The following is a 15,669-nucleotide window of genomic DNA, read 5'->3' as shown; positions in this document are numbered from 1 at the left end:
AGATTATCCCCGGCACTCACAGGCTCTTCTTATGCCCGTTGACCGTTGTCTCCTCATCCCCGTCCAGAGGAATGACCAGGCAGCGGCGTCCATCTACGAAGGTCGCAGTGACTTCTTCTTCCTTGTCTTCCGGGACTTTAACGACAATGCGATGGTCATCCTTGGATTTATCATCCAGACCGGCATCGCGGAGCTTCTGATTCAGCTCTACGACCTGCTCCTGGAGCTCATTCTTTTCGATCCTAAGATCATTGTCCTTTAAGGCTTTGGTGTCGATGACCTCATCTGCAGTCGGGAAATCCTCTTCGAAGAAGGAATCGTATTTCTCGGCGATGGCCTTTACAGCGGGCTCCTCAATGCCGGAATTCTCAAGGATAGGAGTCAGATCCTCCTTGGCCAGGCGGATGGGCTCATCCTTTTCGAGAATTTCCTTCTGCTGCTCGACATAGGTGTTCAGGTTGGACTGGACATCGAGTACGGTATCGATGACGTCATCATCCTCGGGATCACCCAGGCTTTCGGTCACAATGTTATTGAAGGCAGCCTTCTTCTGGGTCGCGGTATAGACGGCCTTGCAGCCGAGTACCTGCTCCCAGAGCTCGGTATGGGGCAGCTTGGCGTCTTTGGTATAGCACATGACGGCATGGAGATCGGTTGACCGGTCGGTGAAGCAGGGGAAGGTAAAGGCGGATTCGGTAGCGCCGACCACCCAGTTTCTCGGAACTGCTCCGATCCGATTAGTTTCCTCCTGATAGCCAAGACCGGGCTTGCTGAGATCGACCGGGCAGATGGCGCAGATAATGTATTCATAGACCTCTTCCGAGTCATCCAGGGCAATATTGTCCTTGGTCTTCACAGGGATATCATAGGCATCGTGGAAGAGAAGAATCAGATAGTTCTCCGGCTTGTCATAGGATTCGATGACCCGGTCATAGAAACGATTCAGGGCGTCATCATCCTCGAGTCTGGTCTTCCGAAGCTCCATCAGAAGAGCCTGGGCGCCGCCTTCCTCCTCGGCTTCCAGAGGGAAGGGCAGTTCGATCAGGTTGTTTCCGGGCTTTCCGGACAGGGCCTTATTGGCAATCTCCAGATATTTATAGAATTCGTCATCGTCCAGATTTAAAAAGGTATTACGAAAGCATGTGACCTTGGCTTTCTGGGAATTGACGTAGCAGCCGGCCATCTTGGTAAAGGTACAGCTTTCCTTTTTGAAACGGCGCTTGATTTCAGCAATTTCACGTTTATTCATAATAAAACCTCCGGTTTATATTTCTTAATCCAAATCAATAGTCTATCATTTTTTGCCCGGTTGGGAAATATAAACCAATATGAAATAAGCGCTTGGGAGTTCACTCCAGCTTTTGATGAAAACGTATTGTTGTCAGTAATTCGCTCAGCATAAATAGTGCATTCAGATAGGATTTGTACGGAGCATTATTATGTAAGGCATATTCCGGGTCAATACCACGGCAGACTTCAATCGCTAACTGAAAAAAGGAGGAGTTGGAGATAAATAAATCCTCTTTTGGTTGGAAGAAGAGAACTATTTTGGGCGTCTTGTTTACGCAGACATAATGCGAATAAAATTCATTATAAAATGACGAAGAGCTTTTTTTATAGGGAAGTATCCAGATGGGTTCTCCGTGGAATTCCTGCATAGTAGAAATCATACTATATGTAATAGAATCAAGATGATTGATGTTGGACTCAACTATGGAATACTCTTTTTTGAGGCTGTCCATCATTTCGTTACTGTTCTTTTTTGGCATAATGATGTCATTGTGATAAAAGGTTTCCAGCTTTTGCAGGAAATCAGGTTCGCACGCATCTATGCCACTCACAGTTTTGAATTTAGCGAGATATTGTATCATCAAGTTCGCCCATCCTTATCCAATAATCTCTATTATAAAAATATGCCTGTAAGCCTTAAGATTTATGCTTTTGTACATCCAGGCTTACATCCGGTCTGCTCCTTAAAATCAAAAACATGACTATTAAAACAAATATTATCAGACTATATATTAGTATGCAACGCTGAATTATGAAAATTTTGCAAGCTAAGTTTGTTGCTTTTCCAACGGAAAAATAACTCACGAAAGATTATGCTCTTACATGTTGAATGATATGAGCGACCTGCGACAAGGAGCAGGCAGTAATTGGAAACAGCATGGAAACTGTTAAGGAGGTTTCAATGGAGAACAAGATGTTTTGTTATCAGTGTCAGGAAACAGCAGGCTGCAAGGGATGTACCATCTCCGGTGTCTGCGGAAAGAAGCCGGAAGTCGCAGCAATGCAGGACCTTCTGATCTATGTGACAAAGGGACTTTCTGCCGTAACCACAGAACTGCGTGCAGAAGGAAAGCCGGTTGATAAGAAGATCAACCATCTTGTAACCGTAAACCTCTTTACAACCATCACCAATGCAAATTTCGACCGTGAAGTCATCATCCGGGACATCGAAAAGACCCTTTCTGCGAAGGCAGAGCTTTTGAAGGAAGTCTCCAATCAGGATCAGCTTCCGGAAGCTGCTTTCTGGAATGGGGAAAGAGAAGAGTTCGATGCCAAGGCTGCCAAGGTGGGCGTCCTTGCTACCAAGGATGAGGATATCCGTTCCCTTCGCGAACTGATCACTTACGGTCTGAAAGGTCTTGCTGCTTATTCCAAGCATGCCAATGCTCTGCTTCAGGATAATGAAGAAGTCGATGCTTTTATCCAGAAGGCTTTGTCTAAAACACTGGATGATTCCTTAACAGTTGACGATCTGGTTGCTCTGACTCTTGAAACCGGTAAGTACGGTGTAGACGGCATGGCTCTTCTGGACAAGGCTAATACCGAAGCCTATGGCAATCCGGAAGTAACGACTGTCGATATCGGTGTCCGTAAGAATCCCGGAATTCTGATTTCCGGCCATGATCTGAAGGATCTGGAAATGCTTCTGGAACAGACGCAGGGTACCGGTGTAGATGTATATACACATTCCGAGATGCTGCCGGCTCACTATTATCCGGCATTCAAGAAGTATCCGAACTTTGCAGGCAACTATGGTAATGCATGGTGGAAGCAGAAGGAAGAGTTCGAGAAGTTCAACGGACCGATCCTTATGACCACAAACTGTGTTGTTCCTCCTGCAGCAAGTTACAAAGATCGTCTCTGGACCACCGGCGCAGCAGGCGTTCCCGGATGCAAGCATATCTCCGGCGAGTATGGTGAGACCAAGGATTTCTCCGCTATTATCGAGCAGGCGAAGTCTTGCCCGGCCCCGACAGAAATCGAGACCGGAAGCATCGTAGGCGGTTTCGCTCATGAGCAGGTATTTGCACTTGCAGATCAGGTTGTTGATGCAGTAAAGACCGGTGCAATCCGTAAGTTCGTTGTTATGGCAGGCTGCGATGGCAGACAGAGATCTCGTGAATACTATACCGAGTTCGCCAAGAGACTTCCCAAGGATGTTGTTATCCTGACAGCCGGCTGTGCAAAGTATAAATACAATAAGCTGAACCTTGGCGATATCAATGGAATTCCCAGGGTACTCGATGCAGGTCAGTGCAATGACTCTTACTCCCTGGCTCTGATCGCTCTGAAGCTGAAGGAGATCTTCCAGCTGGATGATATTAATGACCTTCCGATTGCTTTCAATATTGCATGGTATGAGCAGAAAGCAGTGATTGTCCTTCTGGCTCTCCTTTACCTCGGTGTCAAGAATATTCACCTTGGACCGACTCTTCCTGCATTCCTTTCCCCGAATGTAGCAAAGGTTCTGGTAGATAACTTCGGTATTGCCGGCATCGGCACCGTAGATGATGACCTGAAGCTTTTCTTCGGTGAAGAAGCCTGAGTCAGCCTGGTAACAGCTTCATACAATTTTATAAGTCAAATAGCTTTTATGCTGCCAGCATAAACAGTTGGGCAGAGACGTCCGGATCGCTTCCGAAGGAAGCGGCCGGGCGTCTTTTTTTCAGTTCATGAGCCGGTCAACTTCCTCTTGAATTCAATCATTTCATGTATTACACTTTAAAACGTGTATACGCTTTCATACTGCATTACGTGAAAGTAGAGCAAATTTGGCTTTATACTTATCATATGATATGAAAGCAGGAAATGAATCAGAACTGGAGGAAGTAAGATGGATTTAGTGGAGATCAGATCTCTCTACAGAGAGACAGAGAAGTATGCAGATCAGACAATCACGGTAGGCGGCTGGGTTCGAAATAACCGTGACTCCAAGAATTTCGGTTTTCTGAATCTGTCTGACGGAACCTTCTTTAAGATGCTGCAGGTCGTCTATCATGATGAGATGGAAAATTTCGACCGTATCGCTCATCTGAATATCGGCGCCGCAGTGATCGTCAAAGGAAAGCTGGTCCTGACACCGGAAGCCAAGCAGCCTTTTGAGATCCAGGCAGAGAAGATCGACGTGGAAGGAGACTCCACACCGGACTATCCGATTCAGAACAAGCGTCATACGATGGAATACTTAAGAACGATTCCGCATTTAAGAAACCGGACCAACACCTTCCAGGCCGTATTCCGTGTACGGTCTCTGGCAGCTTATGCCATTCATAAATTTTTCCAGGAGAGAGACTTTATTTATGTCCACACTCCGATTATTACCGGCTCGGATGCAGAAGGCGCCGGCGAGATGTTCCAGGTGACCTCCATGCCACTCGATAACATTCCGAAGACCGAAGATGGTCGGGTGGACTACAGTCAGGATTTCTTCGGAAAAATGACAAATCTTACCGTATCCGGTCAGCTCCAGGGAGAGACCTTTGCCCAGGCATTTGGCAAGATCTATACCTTCGGTCCGACGTTCCGTGCAGAAAATTCCAATACGACAAGACATGCAGCAGAGTTCTGGATGATCGAGCCGGAGATTGCTTTCGCCGATCTCGAGGATGACATGGAACTTGCTGAGGACATGCTGAAATACGTGATCAACTATGTATTAGAGAATGCTCCGGAAGAAATGGAATTCTTTAACAAGTTTATTGATAAGGGCCTTCTGGACCGCCTGCAGCATGTTGCTTCTTCCGATTTCGGCCGCATCACTTATACCGATGCTGTCAAGGAGCTCGAGAAGCATAATGACAAATTTGACTATAAGGTTTTCTGGGGCTGTGACCTTCAGACCGAGCATGAGCGTTATCTGACCGAGCAGATCTTCAAGCGTCCGGTCTTCGTTACCGATTATCCGAAGGAAATCAAGGCCTTCTATATGAAATTGAACCCGGACAATAAGACCGTTGCAGCAATGGATTGTCTGGTTCCGGGTATTGGAGAGATCATCGGTGGCTCCCAGCGTGAAGACGACTATGACAAGCTTTTGAACCGGATCCATGAACTGGGTATGAAGGAAGAGACCTATGATTATTATCTGGATCTTCGGAAATATGGATCGACCAGACATGCAGGCTTCGGTCTCGGCTTTGAAAGAGCAGTCATGTATCTGACCGGAATGGGTAATATCAGAGATGTCCTTCCTTTCCCGAGAACTGTGGGAACTTGCGAACTCTGATCCGATTTTAAAAATCTTACGTGAAAGAAAATGTCCAAGAGAAGATCGCATTAGAAAGAAGGAAGAACATGGCAGATATCGTAATCCCTGAGGGCTATCAGTCGGCCCTCAATCTGAAGGAAACACAGATCGCTATCAAGGCAGTGAAGGATTTCTTCCAGCAGGTTCTGGCAACCGAACTGAACCTTCATCGGGTGACGGCACCGCTTTTCGTTGCGCCGGAATCCGGATTGAATGACAACTTAAACGGCGTGGAACGCCCGGTTTCCTTCGGCGTCAAGGAGCAGAATGACCGCCATTTGGAGATCGTGCATTCTCTGGCCAAGTGGAAGCGATATGCCCTGGGCCGCTACGGTTTCCATATCGGCGAAGGCCTCTATACAGATATGAATGCCATCCGCAGAGACGAGGACACGGACAATATCCATTCCATCTATGTCGATCAGTGGGACTGGGAGAAGGTCATTTCCAAGGAAATGCGGACCAAGGCCACATTCCGAGAGACAGTCAAGAGTGTCTATGAAGCGATACGACTGACCGAAAAGCATATGTCCAATCTCTATACCTATATTCAATGCATCCTGCCGGAGACGATCTACTTCATTACTTCCCAGGAGCTTTTGGATCTCTATCCGGACAAGACCGCGAAGGAGAGAGAGTATGAGATCGTCAAGGCCAAGGGTGCCGTCTGCATCGAGGAAATCGGCGATAAGCTGTCTTCCGGTGAACCCCATGACGGCAGAGCACCGGACTATGATGACTGGAAATTAAATGGCGATATCCTGGTCTATGATCCCGTACTTGATATTGCTCTGGAGCTTTCTTCCATGGGTATCCGTGTAGACGAGAATTCGATTCAGGAACAGTTGGACAAGGCCGGCTGCCCGGAGAGGAAGGAATTACCTTTCCAGAAGGCAGTTATTGAGAAACGGCTTCCTTATACGATTGGCGGAGGCATCGGCCAGTCCCGTCTCTGCATGTTCTTCCTTCGTAAGGCCCATATCGGGGAGGTTCAAGTTTCCGTATGGCCGAAAGAAGTCATAGCCTATGCGGAAAGTAAAGGCGTGACGATCCTTTGATTTATGCGCCGGTCAGATCCATGACCGGCCTTCCTTTTGCCGGTCGGAAATCAGCGGATGGAAATCGACGGATGGAAATCAGCGGATGGAAATCGACGGTCGGAAATCAAGAAGTGAGGAATTGAGTGAGTAAAACGATCAGAAATGAGGAGACGGACCGTCTCATGGACGGGATCATCCTTTTAAAGACAAGAGAAGAAGCATATCGTTTTTTTGAAGATCTCTGCACGATCAATGAGATCGAGTCTCTGACCCAGCGTTTCCAGGTGGCGGGAATGCTGAAAAAAGATCAGACCTATCATGATATCGCCGAGAAAACAGGCGCTTCAACTGCAACCATCAGCCGGGTCAACCGGGCCTTGAATTATGGCGATGATGGTTATCAACTGGTATTAGATCGCCTGGAGGGCGAGAAATGAGTCAGGATTTATTTCAGGGATTAAATGAAGAACAGAAGATTGGAGTCAGCACCACAGAAGGACCGGTTCTGATCCTGGCTGGAGCCGGATCCGGAAAGACAAGAGTCCTGACGCACAGGGTAGCCCATCTGATCGGAGATCTGGGTGTTCCGCCCTACCGGATCATGGCTATCACTTTCACCAATAAGGCTGCAAGAGAGATGCGGGAGCGAATCGATAGCCTGGTCGGTTACGGTTCGGACCAGGTCTGGGTCTCGACCTTCCATTCCGCCTGTGTTCGGATTCTTCGGCAGTTTATTGATCGGATCGGCTATGATCGACATTTCACCATCTATGATACCGACGACCAGAAGTCTCTGATGAAATCGATCTGTAAGGACATGGAGATTGACACCAAGCGCTTCAAGGAAAAGAGCTTCTTAAATAAGATCTCCTCCGCCAAGGACGAGCTCATCAATGCCGAGGCCTATATGAATCAGGCCCAGGGCGACTTTGTCAAAGTCCGGGAGGCCCAGGTCTATCGGGAATACCAGTCCCGCCTTCGCCAGAACAATGCCCTGGACTTCGACGATATCCTGATGCTGACGGTCGAGCTTTTTCAGACATCGCCGGATGTCCTGAAGTATTACCAGGACCGGATCCAGTATCTCATGGTCGATGAGTATCAGGATACCAATACGGCCCAGTTCGAATTCGTCCGTCTCCTGGCAGGCAGCCGCAAGAACCTCTGCGTCGTCGGTGACGATGACCAGTCCATCTATAAGTTCCGCGGCGCCAATATCTATAATATTCTGAACTTCGAGAAGTATTATCCAAACGCCAAGGTCATAAAGCTTGAGCAGAATTACCGGTCGACCCAGGTGATACTGGATGCGGCCAATGCTGTAATCGCAAATAACCGCGGGCGGAAAGACAAGGCCCTCTGGACAGAGAACCCCAAGGGCGAGAAGATCGCTTTTCGTGAATTCGACAGCGGCTATGAGGAAGCTCAGTTTATCGCACTGGATATCGCCGGCAGGGTTTACCGGAAGGAGTGTAATTACGGCGATTGCGCCGTCCTCTACAGGACCAATGCCCAGTCCCGTATGATCGAGGAAAAACTGGTCAGTGAGAATATTCCTTACCGGATCGTCGGCGGCGTCAATTTCTACCAGAGACAGGAGATCAAGGACCTGATCGCCTATCTCAAAACGGTAGACAATGCCATGGATGAAGTGGCCGTCCGCCGGATCATCAATATTCCAAAGCGGGGCATCGGTGCCGCCAGCCTGCAGAAGGTCGCAGTCTTCGCCCAGGCCAACGGACTGAGTTTTTATGAAGCATTGGAAAAGTCAGACCATATCCCGACTCTGGGACGGACTGCCGGGAAGATCCTCGACTTTACGGCCTTTATTCAGGAACTGAGAGCGGACGTCGGCCAAATGTCGGTGCCTTCTCTATTGAAGACGGTCATCGAAAAGACCGGATATGCAGATGGACTCCAGGCAGAAAATACGGAGGAAAGTAAGGCCAGACTTTTGAATATCGATGAGTTGATTAATAAGGCAGTCACTTATCAGAACAGTGCAGAAGAGCCGACTTTGTCCGGCTTTCTGGAGGAAGTGGCTTTGGTTGCCGATATCGATAGTCTGGAAGAAACGACGGATTATGTGGTTCTCATGACCTTACATAGTGCAAAGGGTCTGGAATTCCCTTATGTCTATATGGCAGGTATGGAGGACGGCCTTTTCCCAAGCTATATGTCTCTGACCTCGGAGAACAGCGATTCCGAGATGGAAGAAGAGCGGCGGCTCTGCTATGTCGGTATCACCCGGGCCAAGAAGAAACTGACCATGACCATGGCCAGGATGCGGATGGTTCGTGGCGAGATGCAATACGGGGCTGTTTCGGAATTTGTTCGTGAGATCCCGAAGGAACTTCTCGATGGTGAGGTCTATATTCCGAAGAAAACGGATCCCTTCTCCTTCGATCCCGAGAAGGATGCCGTCAATGGGAAGAGCATGGGTCAGGCGGAACGCGCGATCCGGACTCAGCAGAGAGAAGCCATGGCTTACCGCAAAACCACGAGAAAACCGGTTTCCGCTCTGTCTTACGGGAAGAAGACCATGGGAACAAAGATCGAGAAGAAAGCTCTGAGTTATGGGATCGGCGACCGCGTCTGCCATCAGAAATTCGGTGAGGGTACCGTCGAAGCAATTTCAGACGGTGGCCGGGACTATGAGGTAACGGTGGATTTCGACCGGGTCGGCGTGAAAAAAATGTTTGCAAGCTTCGCAAAGCTGGAGAAAATCTAATCAATATGCTATAATCTCGGTATCTAAAAAATACAGGAAGGTCTTACTATCGGACGTCCTAATGTCGGAAGGTAATGTTTTTTCAGGAGGATGTTACTATGAAGAAAAAGAATACGCTTGCTAAGATTCTGATTGTTATTGGGGTAATTGCAGCAATCTGTGCAGCAGCCTATGCGATCTACCGGTATTTCCGTCCGGATCTGGAGGACGAATATACGGATGATCTGGATGAGGCCTTCGGAACCGCAGAGGATGACGAAGAAGATAATGAAGACGAGTTCGAGGATGAGGACTCCGATGAGAGCATGGACTAAAGCTTGACACGATAATCAGAGGAAATAGAAATCCCATGGGATCATTGCGTTATCTCATGGGATTTTTTTGTGAATGAAAGGGCATAAAATGAAAAAAGGACAACTTGTAACCGTCATCGCAGAGGGACTCAAATTCCCCAATCGGGCGATCTGCCGGGTCGTAGAGGGGACAGAGCCGAAGGATTATGGCAAGTTGATCCGGGTGAAGAATGCGATCCCCGGTCAGACCCTTTTCGTCCGCATTGCCAAGATGCGGCATGGAAATCCGGAGGCTTCGATCGTCGAGGTTCTAAAGCAGGGGACAGAGGAGTATCCCTTCACGGATGCAAAAAATGTCTGTCAGGCCTATCCTGCCTGCGGCGGCTGCATGTATCAGACCCTTCCCTATGAGAAGCAATTGAAACTGAAAGAAGGCATGCTGATGGATCTCTTCGCCCCGGTTCTTGGAGAAGACCGCTTTCAGAAGCTTTTCGAAGGCATCCTGCCGAGCCCCGATCAGACGGAATATCGGAACAAGATGGAGTTCTCCTTTGGGGACAGCGTAAAGGATGGTCCTTTGGAACTTGGCATGCATAAGAGGGGCAGTTTCTATGACATTGTCGATGCTTCTGACTGCCGGATCGTAGACAGTGATTTCCGCCAGGCCCTGCAGCTGACCCGGGATTATTTCCGAAAGACGGGGCTTCCTTTCTTCCACCGAAACAGCCATGAGGGCTATCTCCGTCATCTTCTGGTGCGAAAAGCTGCAAAAACCGGCCAGATCCTGATCGATCTCGTTACGACCAGCCAGATCACGGAAGGGGAAGAGGCCCTTCTGACCGGTTGGAAAGACCTCCTGCTAGAGGCTTCCTGGGCCGGCAGTCTGACCGGGATCCTGCACACGAAAAACGACCGGATTTCCGATGTGGTCATTGATGAGGGGACTGACATCTTGTACGGACAGGGCTATTTCGAAGAAGAACTGCTTGGTCTGCATTTCAAGATCACGCCCTTCTCCTTCTTCCAGACCAATTCCCGCGGGGCAGAGGAGCTCTACCGCCTGGCCAGGACCTATATCCTGCATGGTGGGGTGGCTGGTAAGGGGGAAACCGGTCAGGATGACACTCTTGAAAAGCAGGCAACTGCAGGAGCGGATGTTCTTACCAATAAGACGGTCTATGATCTCTACAGCGGAACCGGAACCATCGCCCAGATCCTGTCTCCCAGCGCCGGAAAGGTCGTCGGCGTTGAGATCGTCCCGGAGGCAGTGGAGGCGGCAAAGGCCAATGCCAGGGAAAATGGCATCGAAAACTGTCGTTTCCTCTGCGGAGACGTCCTGAAAGTCCTGGACACGATCGAAGAAAAACCGGATATGATCGTCCTGGATCCGCCCAGAGATGGCGTTCATCCCAAGGCTCTGACAAAGATCCTGGATTATGGCGTGGAGGAGATCCTCTATATCTCCTGCAAGCCGACCAGTCTGGTCAGAGATCTTCCGATCATGGAAGAGGCCGGCTATCATCCGGTTCGGATGGCAGCAGTGGATCTTTTTCCTTCGACACCAAATGTAGAAAGCTGTGTGCTTTTGCAGAGGGTGAGCAACACCCGTCCGAAAGCCATTACTCTGGATGTTGAGATGGAGGATTACTACAGAATAAAAGGGGCCAGGACGAATGATTGAAAGTAAAACTTTAATTGATATGGAGAAGACCGGAAACAATCTCCGAAAATATGCATATGAAAATGGATATAGCGTAAAGGATATCCAGCAGTATCTTGGATTATCATGCCCGCAACCGGTGTATAGATGGTTTAAGGGAACAATACTGCCTTCAGTTGATAATCTTCTTCGCCTTAGTGAATTGTTCCATGTTCATGTGGAGGATCTGTTAGTAAAACAATACTCAAAGTGGGCTTATGAATACTGTCCGACCGTAGAAGTAAATTCAATTCGTTTCACAAAACGAATGCAGGCTTATTATTCGCTACTTGCTGCATAGCCGGGATTTTGTACTATCCGTCCAATGACATGATATCACGCATCTCATACGATAAAAGAAAAACATCGGAGGTGCATGATGACAAGAGGAAAGATTATTTACATTGACTGGGACGGAAAGATTTTCTCGTCAGTAGAATTTAATGGAGATATGTATCCGGATGGGAATGCTGATAGAATTCTGGAAATGTTCGAAGCAGGATTGTTTTCGAACTACAGTAACTATGAGAGTTTTGTGATCCGGTTTAATAAGTCTCATTACGGTTACGAGGAAGAACTGATCCATCCGCTTGCCTGCAAGGAGGAGAGGGTAATTGACATTACGGAGAATTGTACGGATTACCTGTATATCATCAATAATTCCGATTGTGAATGGATCATAAAAGATAAAAACGGCACATCTTTCTTAGATAAGAGAACATTGGGAATCGTACGATTTCAGCAAGTCGAGGGGGTGATTTACAGGGTATTACATGAAAATGCCAAAGAATTCTGTGCAAGTATCAGTAAAGAAGAATTTGTGGAGATACTGAATCGATTAAGGGACTCATCGGATTTGGTAAGAAAGGTAAATAGTCTATTCCGTAATAGCAGGGATAACGTTGAGTGTGATTTTTGCAATGGGGCGGCACTTCAGATCTCACATGAGAGCACCGTGGTATTTTTGCTTCGGAAACTGTTGAAGGATGCAGTTGAGAACATCGACTATTATATTTATGAATTGGATTATGGACGAAAGTATGAGCCAGGCATGATTACAGATGAGAATGGCCATGATATAGACTTCAGTTCTGCTGAAAAACTATATGATTATCTGACCGGGGAGGTGAAATAATATGCCTAAGACGATAAAAAAGGAAACTATACATGCCGCTGGGATTGATATCGGTATTTATACGACGGATTTCAAAAATGAATTCATCTCCTTGACAGATATTGCACGATATAGAAGTATTGATCCAAGAATCACGATACATAACTGGCTAAGAGGAAGGGACGTTGTAGAATTCCTTGGATTATGGGAAATATTGCATAACCCGGATTTTAAACGTATCGAATTCGATACGTTTAAGGAAGAAGCCGGAACAAATGCTTTTGTGTTTTCTATCAAGGATTGGACAGATAAACTTGGGGCAATAGGGCTATTTACGAAATCCGGACGATACGGTGGTGGTATTTATGCTCATATTGATATAGCGTTCGAATTTGCTTCGTGGATTTCTCCGGAGTTTAAGCTATATATTATAAAGGACTATCAGCGTCTTAAATCAGATGAAAACAGCCGCCTGTCTCTTAATTGGAACCTGAACCGCGAGATAGCCAAACTTAATTATCGTATTCATACCGATGCAATAAGGGATCACTTGATACCGCCAGAACTTACACAGGATCAGATCTTTTTCAAATATGCAAATGAGGCGGATATGCTTAATGTGGTATTGTTTGGTATGACTGCAAAACAGTGGAGAGATGCTAATCCGGGTAAGAAAGGAAATATCAGAGATGATGCCAACCTCAATCAGCTTCTCGTGCTGGCAAACATGGAAAGCTATAATGCAATCCTGATCGGACAGGGCAAAACTATGTCTGAAAGGATAGTGCTGCTTAGAAAACTCGCTGTTAAGCAGATGGAGACTCTGTCCATGGTCAGTATGGATGGTATAAAACAACTGCCGGGCGGCGATTCTGAGAAAGAATGATGAAAATGTCGGAACTCTGATACGATGTATAACAAAAGTAGCAAAACGCAACCAATGGCTGATGTATCTTAGCAATGAGAAATTGTATATTGGCCTTGGAAGTTACTGGTGTCTGGATCCGGTATTCTGGCTCTGTCCATGGAGCAAATATCATAATATGGATTCATTTTCAAAAATACGATAGTACAAGTCCAGAAATCTGTGGATTTTGTCGTCATTTATCGTCATACAGGAGCAATCTAATAAAAAAGATAGTGAATGCAGGAATTCACTATCTTTTTTTGAAAAAAGGCTTGCCATACGATATTCGATGCCTGATAGAGCCATGTATGGAATTGAGACTATCGGTTCTGGAAAAAAGGCTTGAATTACGATATTTGATGCCTGAAAGAGCCATGTATAGGATTGAAACTATCGTTTTTGGAACAAAAGGCGTGTCATACGACATTTGATTCCTGCAAGAGGCTTGTAGCGGCTGGCTGTTCAATCATTATGGTCCAGCACCGGCAATTACGGCAAAGCTGTAACTCTTTTGGAGAAGAGTAGAAGTCAAATAGAATCTTTTATTCTGCATAAATCTCTGCATAAATCATTGAAGGAAGGAAACCGGGCTTGTAAAATGGAGTCAGAATTCCATGTTAAGGAGACGAAGCATATGGACCTTTTTGAATATGCAGCCGCAAATCGGAAAGAAAATGAAACTCCCCTTGCCGCCAGAATGCGTCCACAGACGCTGGACGAAGTGGTTGGCCAGGAGGACATCATCGGGAAAGACAAGCTCCTCTATCGTGCCATCAAGGCAGACCGGATCAGCTCTCTCATCTTCTACGGACCTCCCGGAGTCGGAAAAACGACCCTTGCCCGCGTGATCGCCGCCACGACATCTGCTGATTTCCACCAGGTGAATGCAACGATTGCGGGAAAGAAAGACCTCGAGGAAGTTGTTGCAAAAGCGAAAGAAAATCTTGGCGGTTTTGGCAGAAAGACGATCCTCTTTATCGATGAGATCCACCGCTTCAATAAGGCACAGCAGGACTATCTCCTTCCTTATGTGGAAGACGGCACGGTGATCCTGATCGGCGCGACGACTGAGAATCCCTATTTCGAAGTCAATGGAGCGCTCCTTTCGAGGTCTAGGATCTTCGAACTGAAGCCATTGTCGAAGGAGAATATTCTTACTCTGATTCACCGAGCATTCACTTCTGACAGGGGAGTAAAACCTTATCATGCAGAGATCACGGAAGAGGCAGCCGATTTCCTCGCGGACGTGTCGGATGGAGATGCCCGTGCTGCATTGAATGCCATAGAACTGGCGGTATTGACCACAGAACCGGCAAGTGACGGGAAGATCCACGTCACATTGAAAGTGGCGGAGCAATGCATACAGAAGAAGGCCATCCGCTATGACAAGACCGGTGATAATCACTACGACACCATCGCAGCCTTTATTGAGTCCATGTGCGGTTCCGATCCGGATGCTGCGCTTTATTATCTCGCCCGTATGCTGGAAGCCGGAGAAGATGTGAAGTATATTGCACGAAGGATGCTGGTGGCAGCATCGGAAGAAGTTGGAAATGCAGACCCCATGGCCATCTGTGTCGCAGCCTCGGCCGCCATTGGCGTCGAGCGGGTCGGTATGCCGGAAGGAAGGATCATACTGGCTCAGGCCGCATCTTATATCGCATCGGCACCGAAATCCAACTCTGCCTATCTCGGCATAGAGAAGGCAATCTCCCTGGTACGAAAGACCGGAAATCTGCCCATCCCATCCTACCTTCAGGACTCGAGCTATAAAGGGGCCAAGAAATTGGGCCGGGGCATAGGATATAAGTACGCGCACAACTATCCGAATCACTGGGTAGACCAGCAGTATCTGCCCGATGAGATCCGCGAGGAAAAGATCTATGAGCCGAATGACATCGGTTACGAGGAAGAGATCAAGGCATACTTCAGAAAAATCGGAAAAGACCCGGCGCGTTACAGCTATGTCGATCCGTCACATTCCGGGAGACCCGAGAAACCCTGGGAAGACAAGTGATATTTCAGAAGAAATATAGACCGAAGCCGGATCATCATTCGTTTATAGTTGCATAAATCCTAAGTGCATAAAAAGGCTGGATCCATGAGGGAGGTATGAGTTTAGGAAGGCATGCGTTAAGAAATGTCCAGAGAATGAGACAGGGGTAATTCTGAGAATGAGGGGAATGAGAAAACGATATGCTATGAGAAAGCGAGATGATAATAACTAACTAAAACTTCCCACACCGAAAAGGTGTGTTGAACCTTGAAAATTCAATAAAAACAGGCAATAAAAAGGCACAGTCACCTGGGCCTTGGTATAATTGAGTTGACGAGAAACAAATACACACA

Annotated in this window: 13 protein-coding genes; 11 read left to right on the top strand and 2 right to left on the bottom strand. The window is 47.3% G+C overall.

All coding sequences use genetic code 11. The features are described 5' to 3' along the window. Positions 1-16: 16 nt before the first annotated feature. Positions 17-1,249, bottom strand: a complete 1,233-nt coding sequence (locus ACKX2L_RS07740; RefSeq protein WP_497552993.1) for a DUF4317 domain-containing protein — start codon at positions 1,247-1,249, stop codon at positions 17-19. Positions 1,250-1,349: 100 nt separating this feature from the next. Continuing rightward, positions 1,350-1,874, bottom strand: coding sequence for a hypothetical protein (locus tag ACKX2L_RS07735; RefSeq protein WP_497552992.1), 525 nt, complete (start codon positions 1,872-1,874; stop codon positions 1,350-1,352). 317 nt (positions 1,875-2,191) lie between these two features. Here ACKX2L_RS07735 and hcp point away from each other — a divergent pair, with 317 nt between their 5' ends. The 11 genes from hcp to ACKX2L_RS07680 all read left to right on the top strand — a co-directional run bounded on the left by hcp (position 2,192) and on the right by ACKX2L_RS07680 (position 15,337). After that, entirely contained in the window at positions 2,192-3,835 is a 1,644-nt protein-coding gene (hcp, locus tag ACKX2L_RS07730; RefSeq protein WP_497552991.1) for a hydroxylamine reductase, read from the top strand. A gap of 288 nt (positions 3,836-4,123) precedes the next feature. Further along, complete coding sequence (gene asnS, locus ACKX2L_RS07725; RefSeq protein ID WP_497552990.1) at positions 4,124-5,515, top strand: asparagine--tRNA ligase; 1,392 nt, start codon at positions 4,124-4,126, stop codon at positions 5,513-5,515. Between the two features lie 68 nt (positions 5,516-5,583). Continuing rightward, entirely contained in the window at positions 5,584-6,594 is a 1,011-nt protein-coding gene (asnA, locus tag ACKX2L_RS07720; RefSeq protein ID WP_497551375.1) for an aspartate--ammonia ligase, read from the top strand. Positions 6,595-6,719: 125 nt separating this feature from the next. After that, positions 6,720-7,013, top strand: a complete 294-nt coding sequence (locus tag ACKX2L_RS07715) for a YerC/YecD family TrpR-related protein (protein WP_497551377.1) — start codon at positions 6,720-6,722, stop codon at positions 7,011-7,013. Continuing rightward, complete coding sequence (gene pcrA, locus ACKX2L_RS07710) at positions 7,010-9,307, top strand: DNA helicase PcrA (RefSeq protein ID WP_497552989.1); 2,298 nt, start codon at positions 7,010-7,012, stop codon at positions 9,305-9,307. Before ACKX2L_RS07715 ends, pcrA begins: the two co-directional genes overlap by 4 nt. Positions 9,308-9,405: 98 nt before the next feature. Next, on the top strand, positions 9,406-9,621 hold the full coding sequence (locus ACKX2L_RS07705) for a hypothetical protein (protein ID WP_497551379.1): 216 nt from the start codon (positions 9,406-9,408) through the stop codon (positions 9,619-9,621). 88 nt (positions 9,622-9,709) lie between these two features. After that, positions 9,710-11,281, top strand: coding sequence for a class I SAM-dependent RNA methyltransferase (locus ACKX2L_RS07700; protein ID WP_497551380.1), 1,572 nt, complete (start codon positions 9,710-9,712; stop codon positions 11,279-11,281). Next, positions 11,274-11,600, top strand: a complete 327-nt coding sequence (locus ACKX2L_RS07695; protein ID WP_497551381.1) for a helix-turn-helix transcriptional regulator — start codon at positions 11,274-11,276, stop codon at positions 11,598-11,600. The genes ACKX2L_RS07700 and ACKX2L_RS07695 overlap by 8 nt, the downstream gene beginning before the upstream one ends. Before the next feature lie 78 nt (positions 11,601-11,678). After that, on the top strand, positions 11,679-12,434 hold the full coding sequence (locus ACKX2L_RS07690) for a hypothetical protein (RefSeq protein ID WP_497551382.1): 756 nt from the start codon (positions 11,679-11,681) through the stop codon (positions 12,432-12,434). A gap of 1 nt (position 12,435) precedes the next feature. Further along, positions 12,436-13,299, top strand: a complete 864-nt coding sequence (locus ACKX2L_RS07685) for a KilA-N domain-containing protein (protein ID WP_497551383.1) — start codon at positions 12,436-12,438, stop codon at positions 13,297-13,299. Positions 13,300-13,954: 655 nt separating this feature from the next. Further along, complete coding sequence (locus ACKX2L_RS07680; protein ID WP_497552988.1) at positions 13,955-15,337, top strand: replication-associated recombination protein A; 1,383 nt, start codon at positions 13,955-13,957, stop codon at positions 15,335-15,337. The last annotated feature ends 332 nt before the right edge of the window (positions 15,338-15,669 follow it).

It is taken from the genome of Porcibacter vitabionis (genome assembly GCF_046263795.1).
Classification (GTDB): Bacteria; Bacillota; Clostridia; order Lachnospirales; family Lachnospiraceae; genus Lachnocurva.
Note: the sequence above shows the minus strand (reverse complement) of the source record. Positions and strands in the feature narration are given on the sequence as shown.

What these genes read in the sequence shown, in the direction of transcription:
- pcrA (WP_497552989.1), top strand. Translation starts at nt 7,010, where the DNA reads ATGAGTCAGGATTTATTTCAGGGATTAAATGAAGAACAGAAGATTGGA.
- hcp (WP_497552991.1), top strand. Translation starts at nt 2,192, where the DNA reads ATGGAGAACAAGATGTTTTGTTATCAGTGTCAGGAAACAGCAGGCTGC.
- asnS (WP_497552990.1), top strand. Translation starts at nt 4,124, where the DNA reads ATGGATTTAGTGGAGATCAGATCTCTCTACAGAGAGACAGAGAAGTAT.
- ACKX2L_RS07690 (WP_497551382.1), top strand. Translation starts at nt 11,679, where the DNA reads ATGACAAGAGGAAAGATTATTTACATTGACTGGGACGGAAAGATTTTC.
- ACKX2L_RS07700 (WP_497551380.1), top strand. Translation starts at nt 9,710, where the DNA reads ATGAAAAAAGGACAACTTGTAACCGTCATCGCAGAGGGACTCAAATTC.
- asnA (WP_497551375.1), top strand. Translation starts at nt 5,584, where the DNA reads ATGGCAGATATCGTAATCCCTGAGGGCTATCAGTCGGCCCTCAATCTG.
- ACKX2L_RS07695 (WP_497551381.1), top strand. Translation starts at nt 11,274, where the DNA reads ATGATTGAAAGTAAAACTTTAATTGATATGGAGAAGACCGGAAACAAT.
- ACKX2L_RS07740 (WP_497552993.1), bottom strand. Translation starts at nt 1,249, where the DNA reads ATGAATAAACGTGAAATTGCTGAAATCAAGCGCCGTTTCAAAAAGGAA.
- ACKX2L_RS07705 (WP_497551379.1), top strand. Translation starts at nt 9,406, where the DNA reads ATGAAGAAAAAGAATACGCTTGCTAAGATTCTGATTGTTATTGGGGTA.
- ACKX2L_RS07680 (WP_497552988.1), top strand. Translation starts at nt 13,955, where the DNA reads ATGGACCTTTTTGAATATGCAGCCGCAAATCGGAAAGAAAATGAAACT.
- ACKX2L_RS07685 (WP_497551383.1), top strand. Translation starts at nt 12,436, where the DNA reads ATGCCTAAGACGATAAAAAAGGAAACTATACATGCCGCTGGGATTGAT.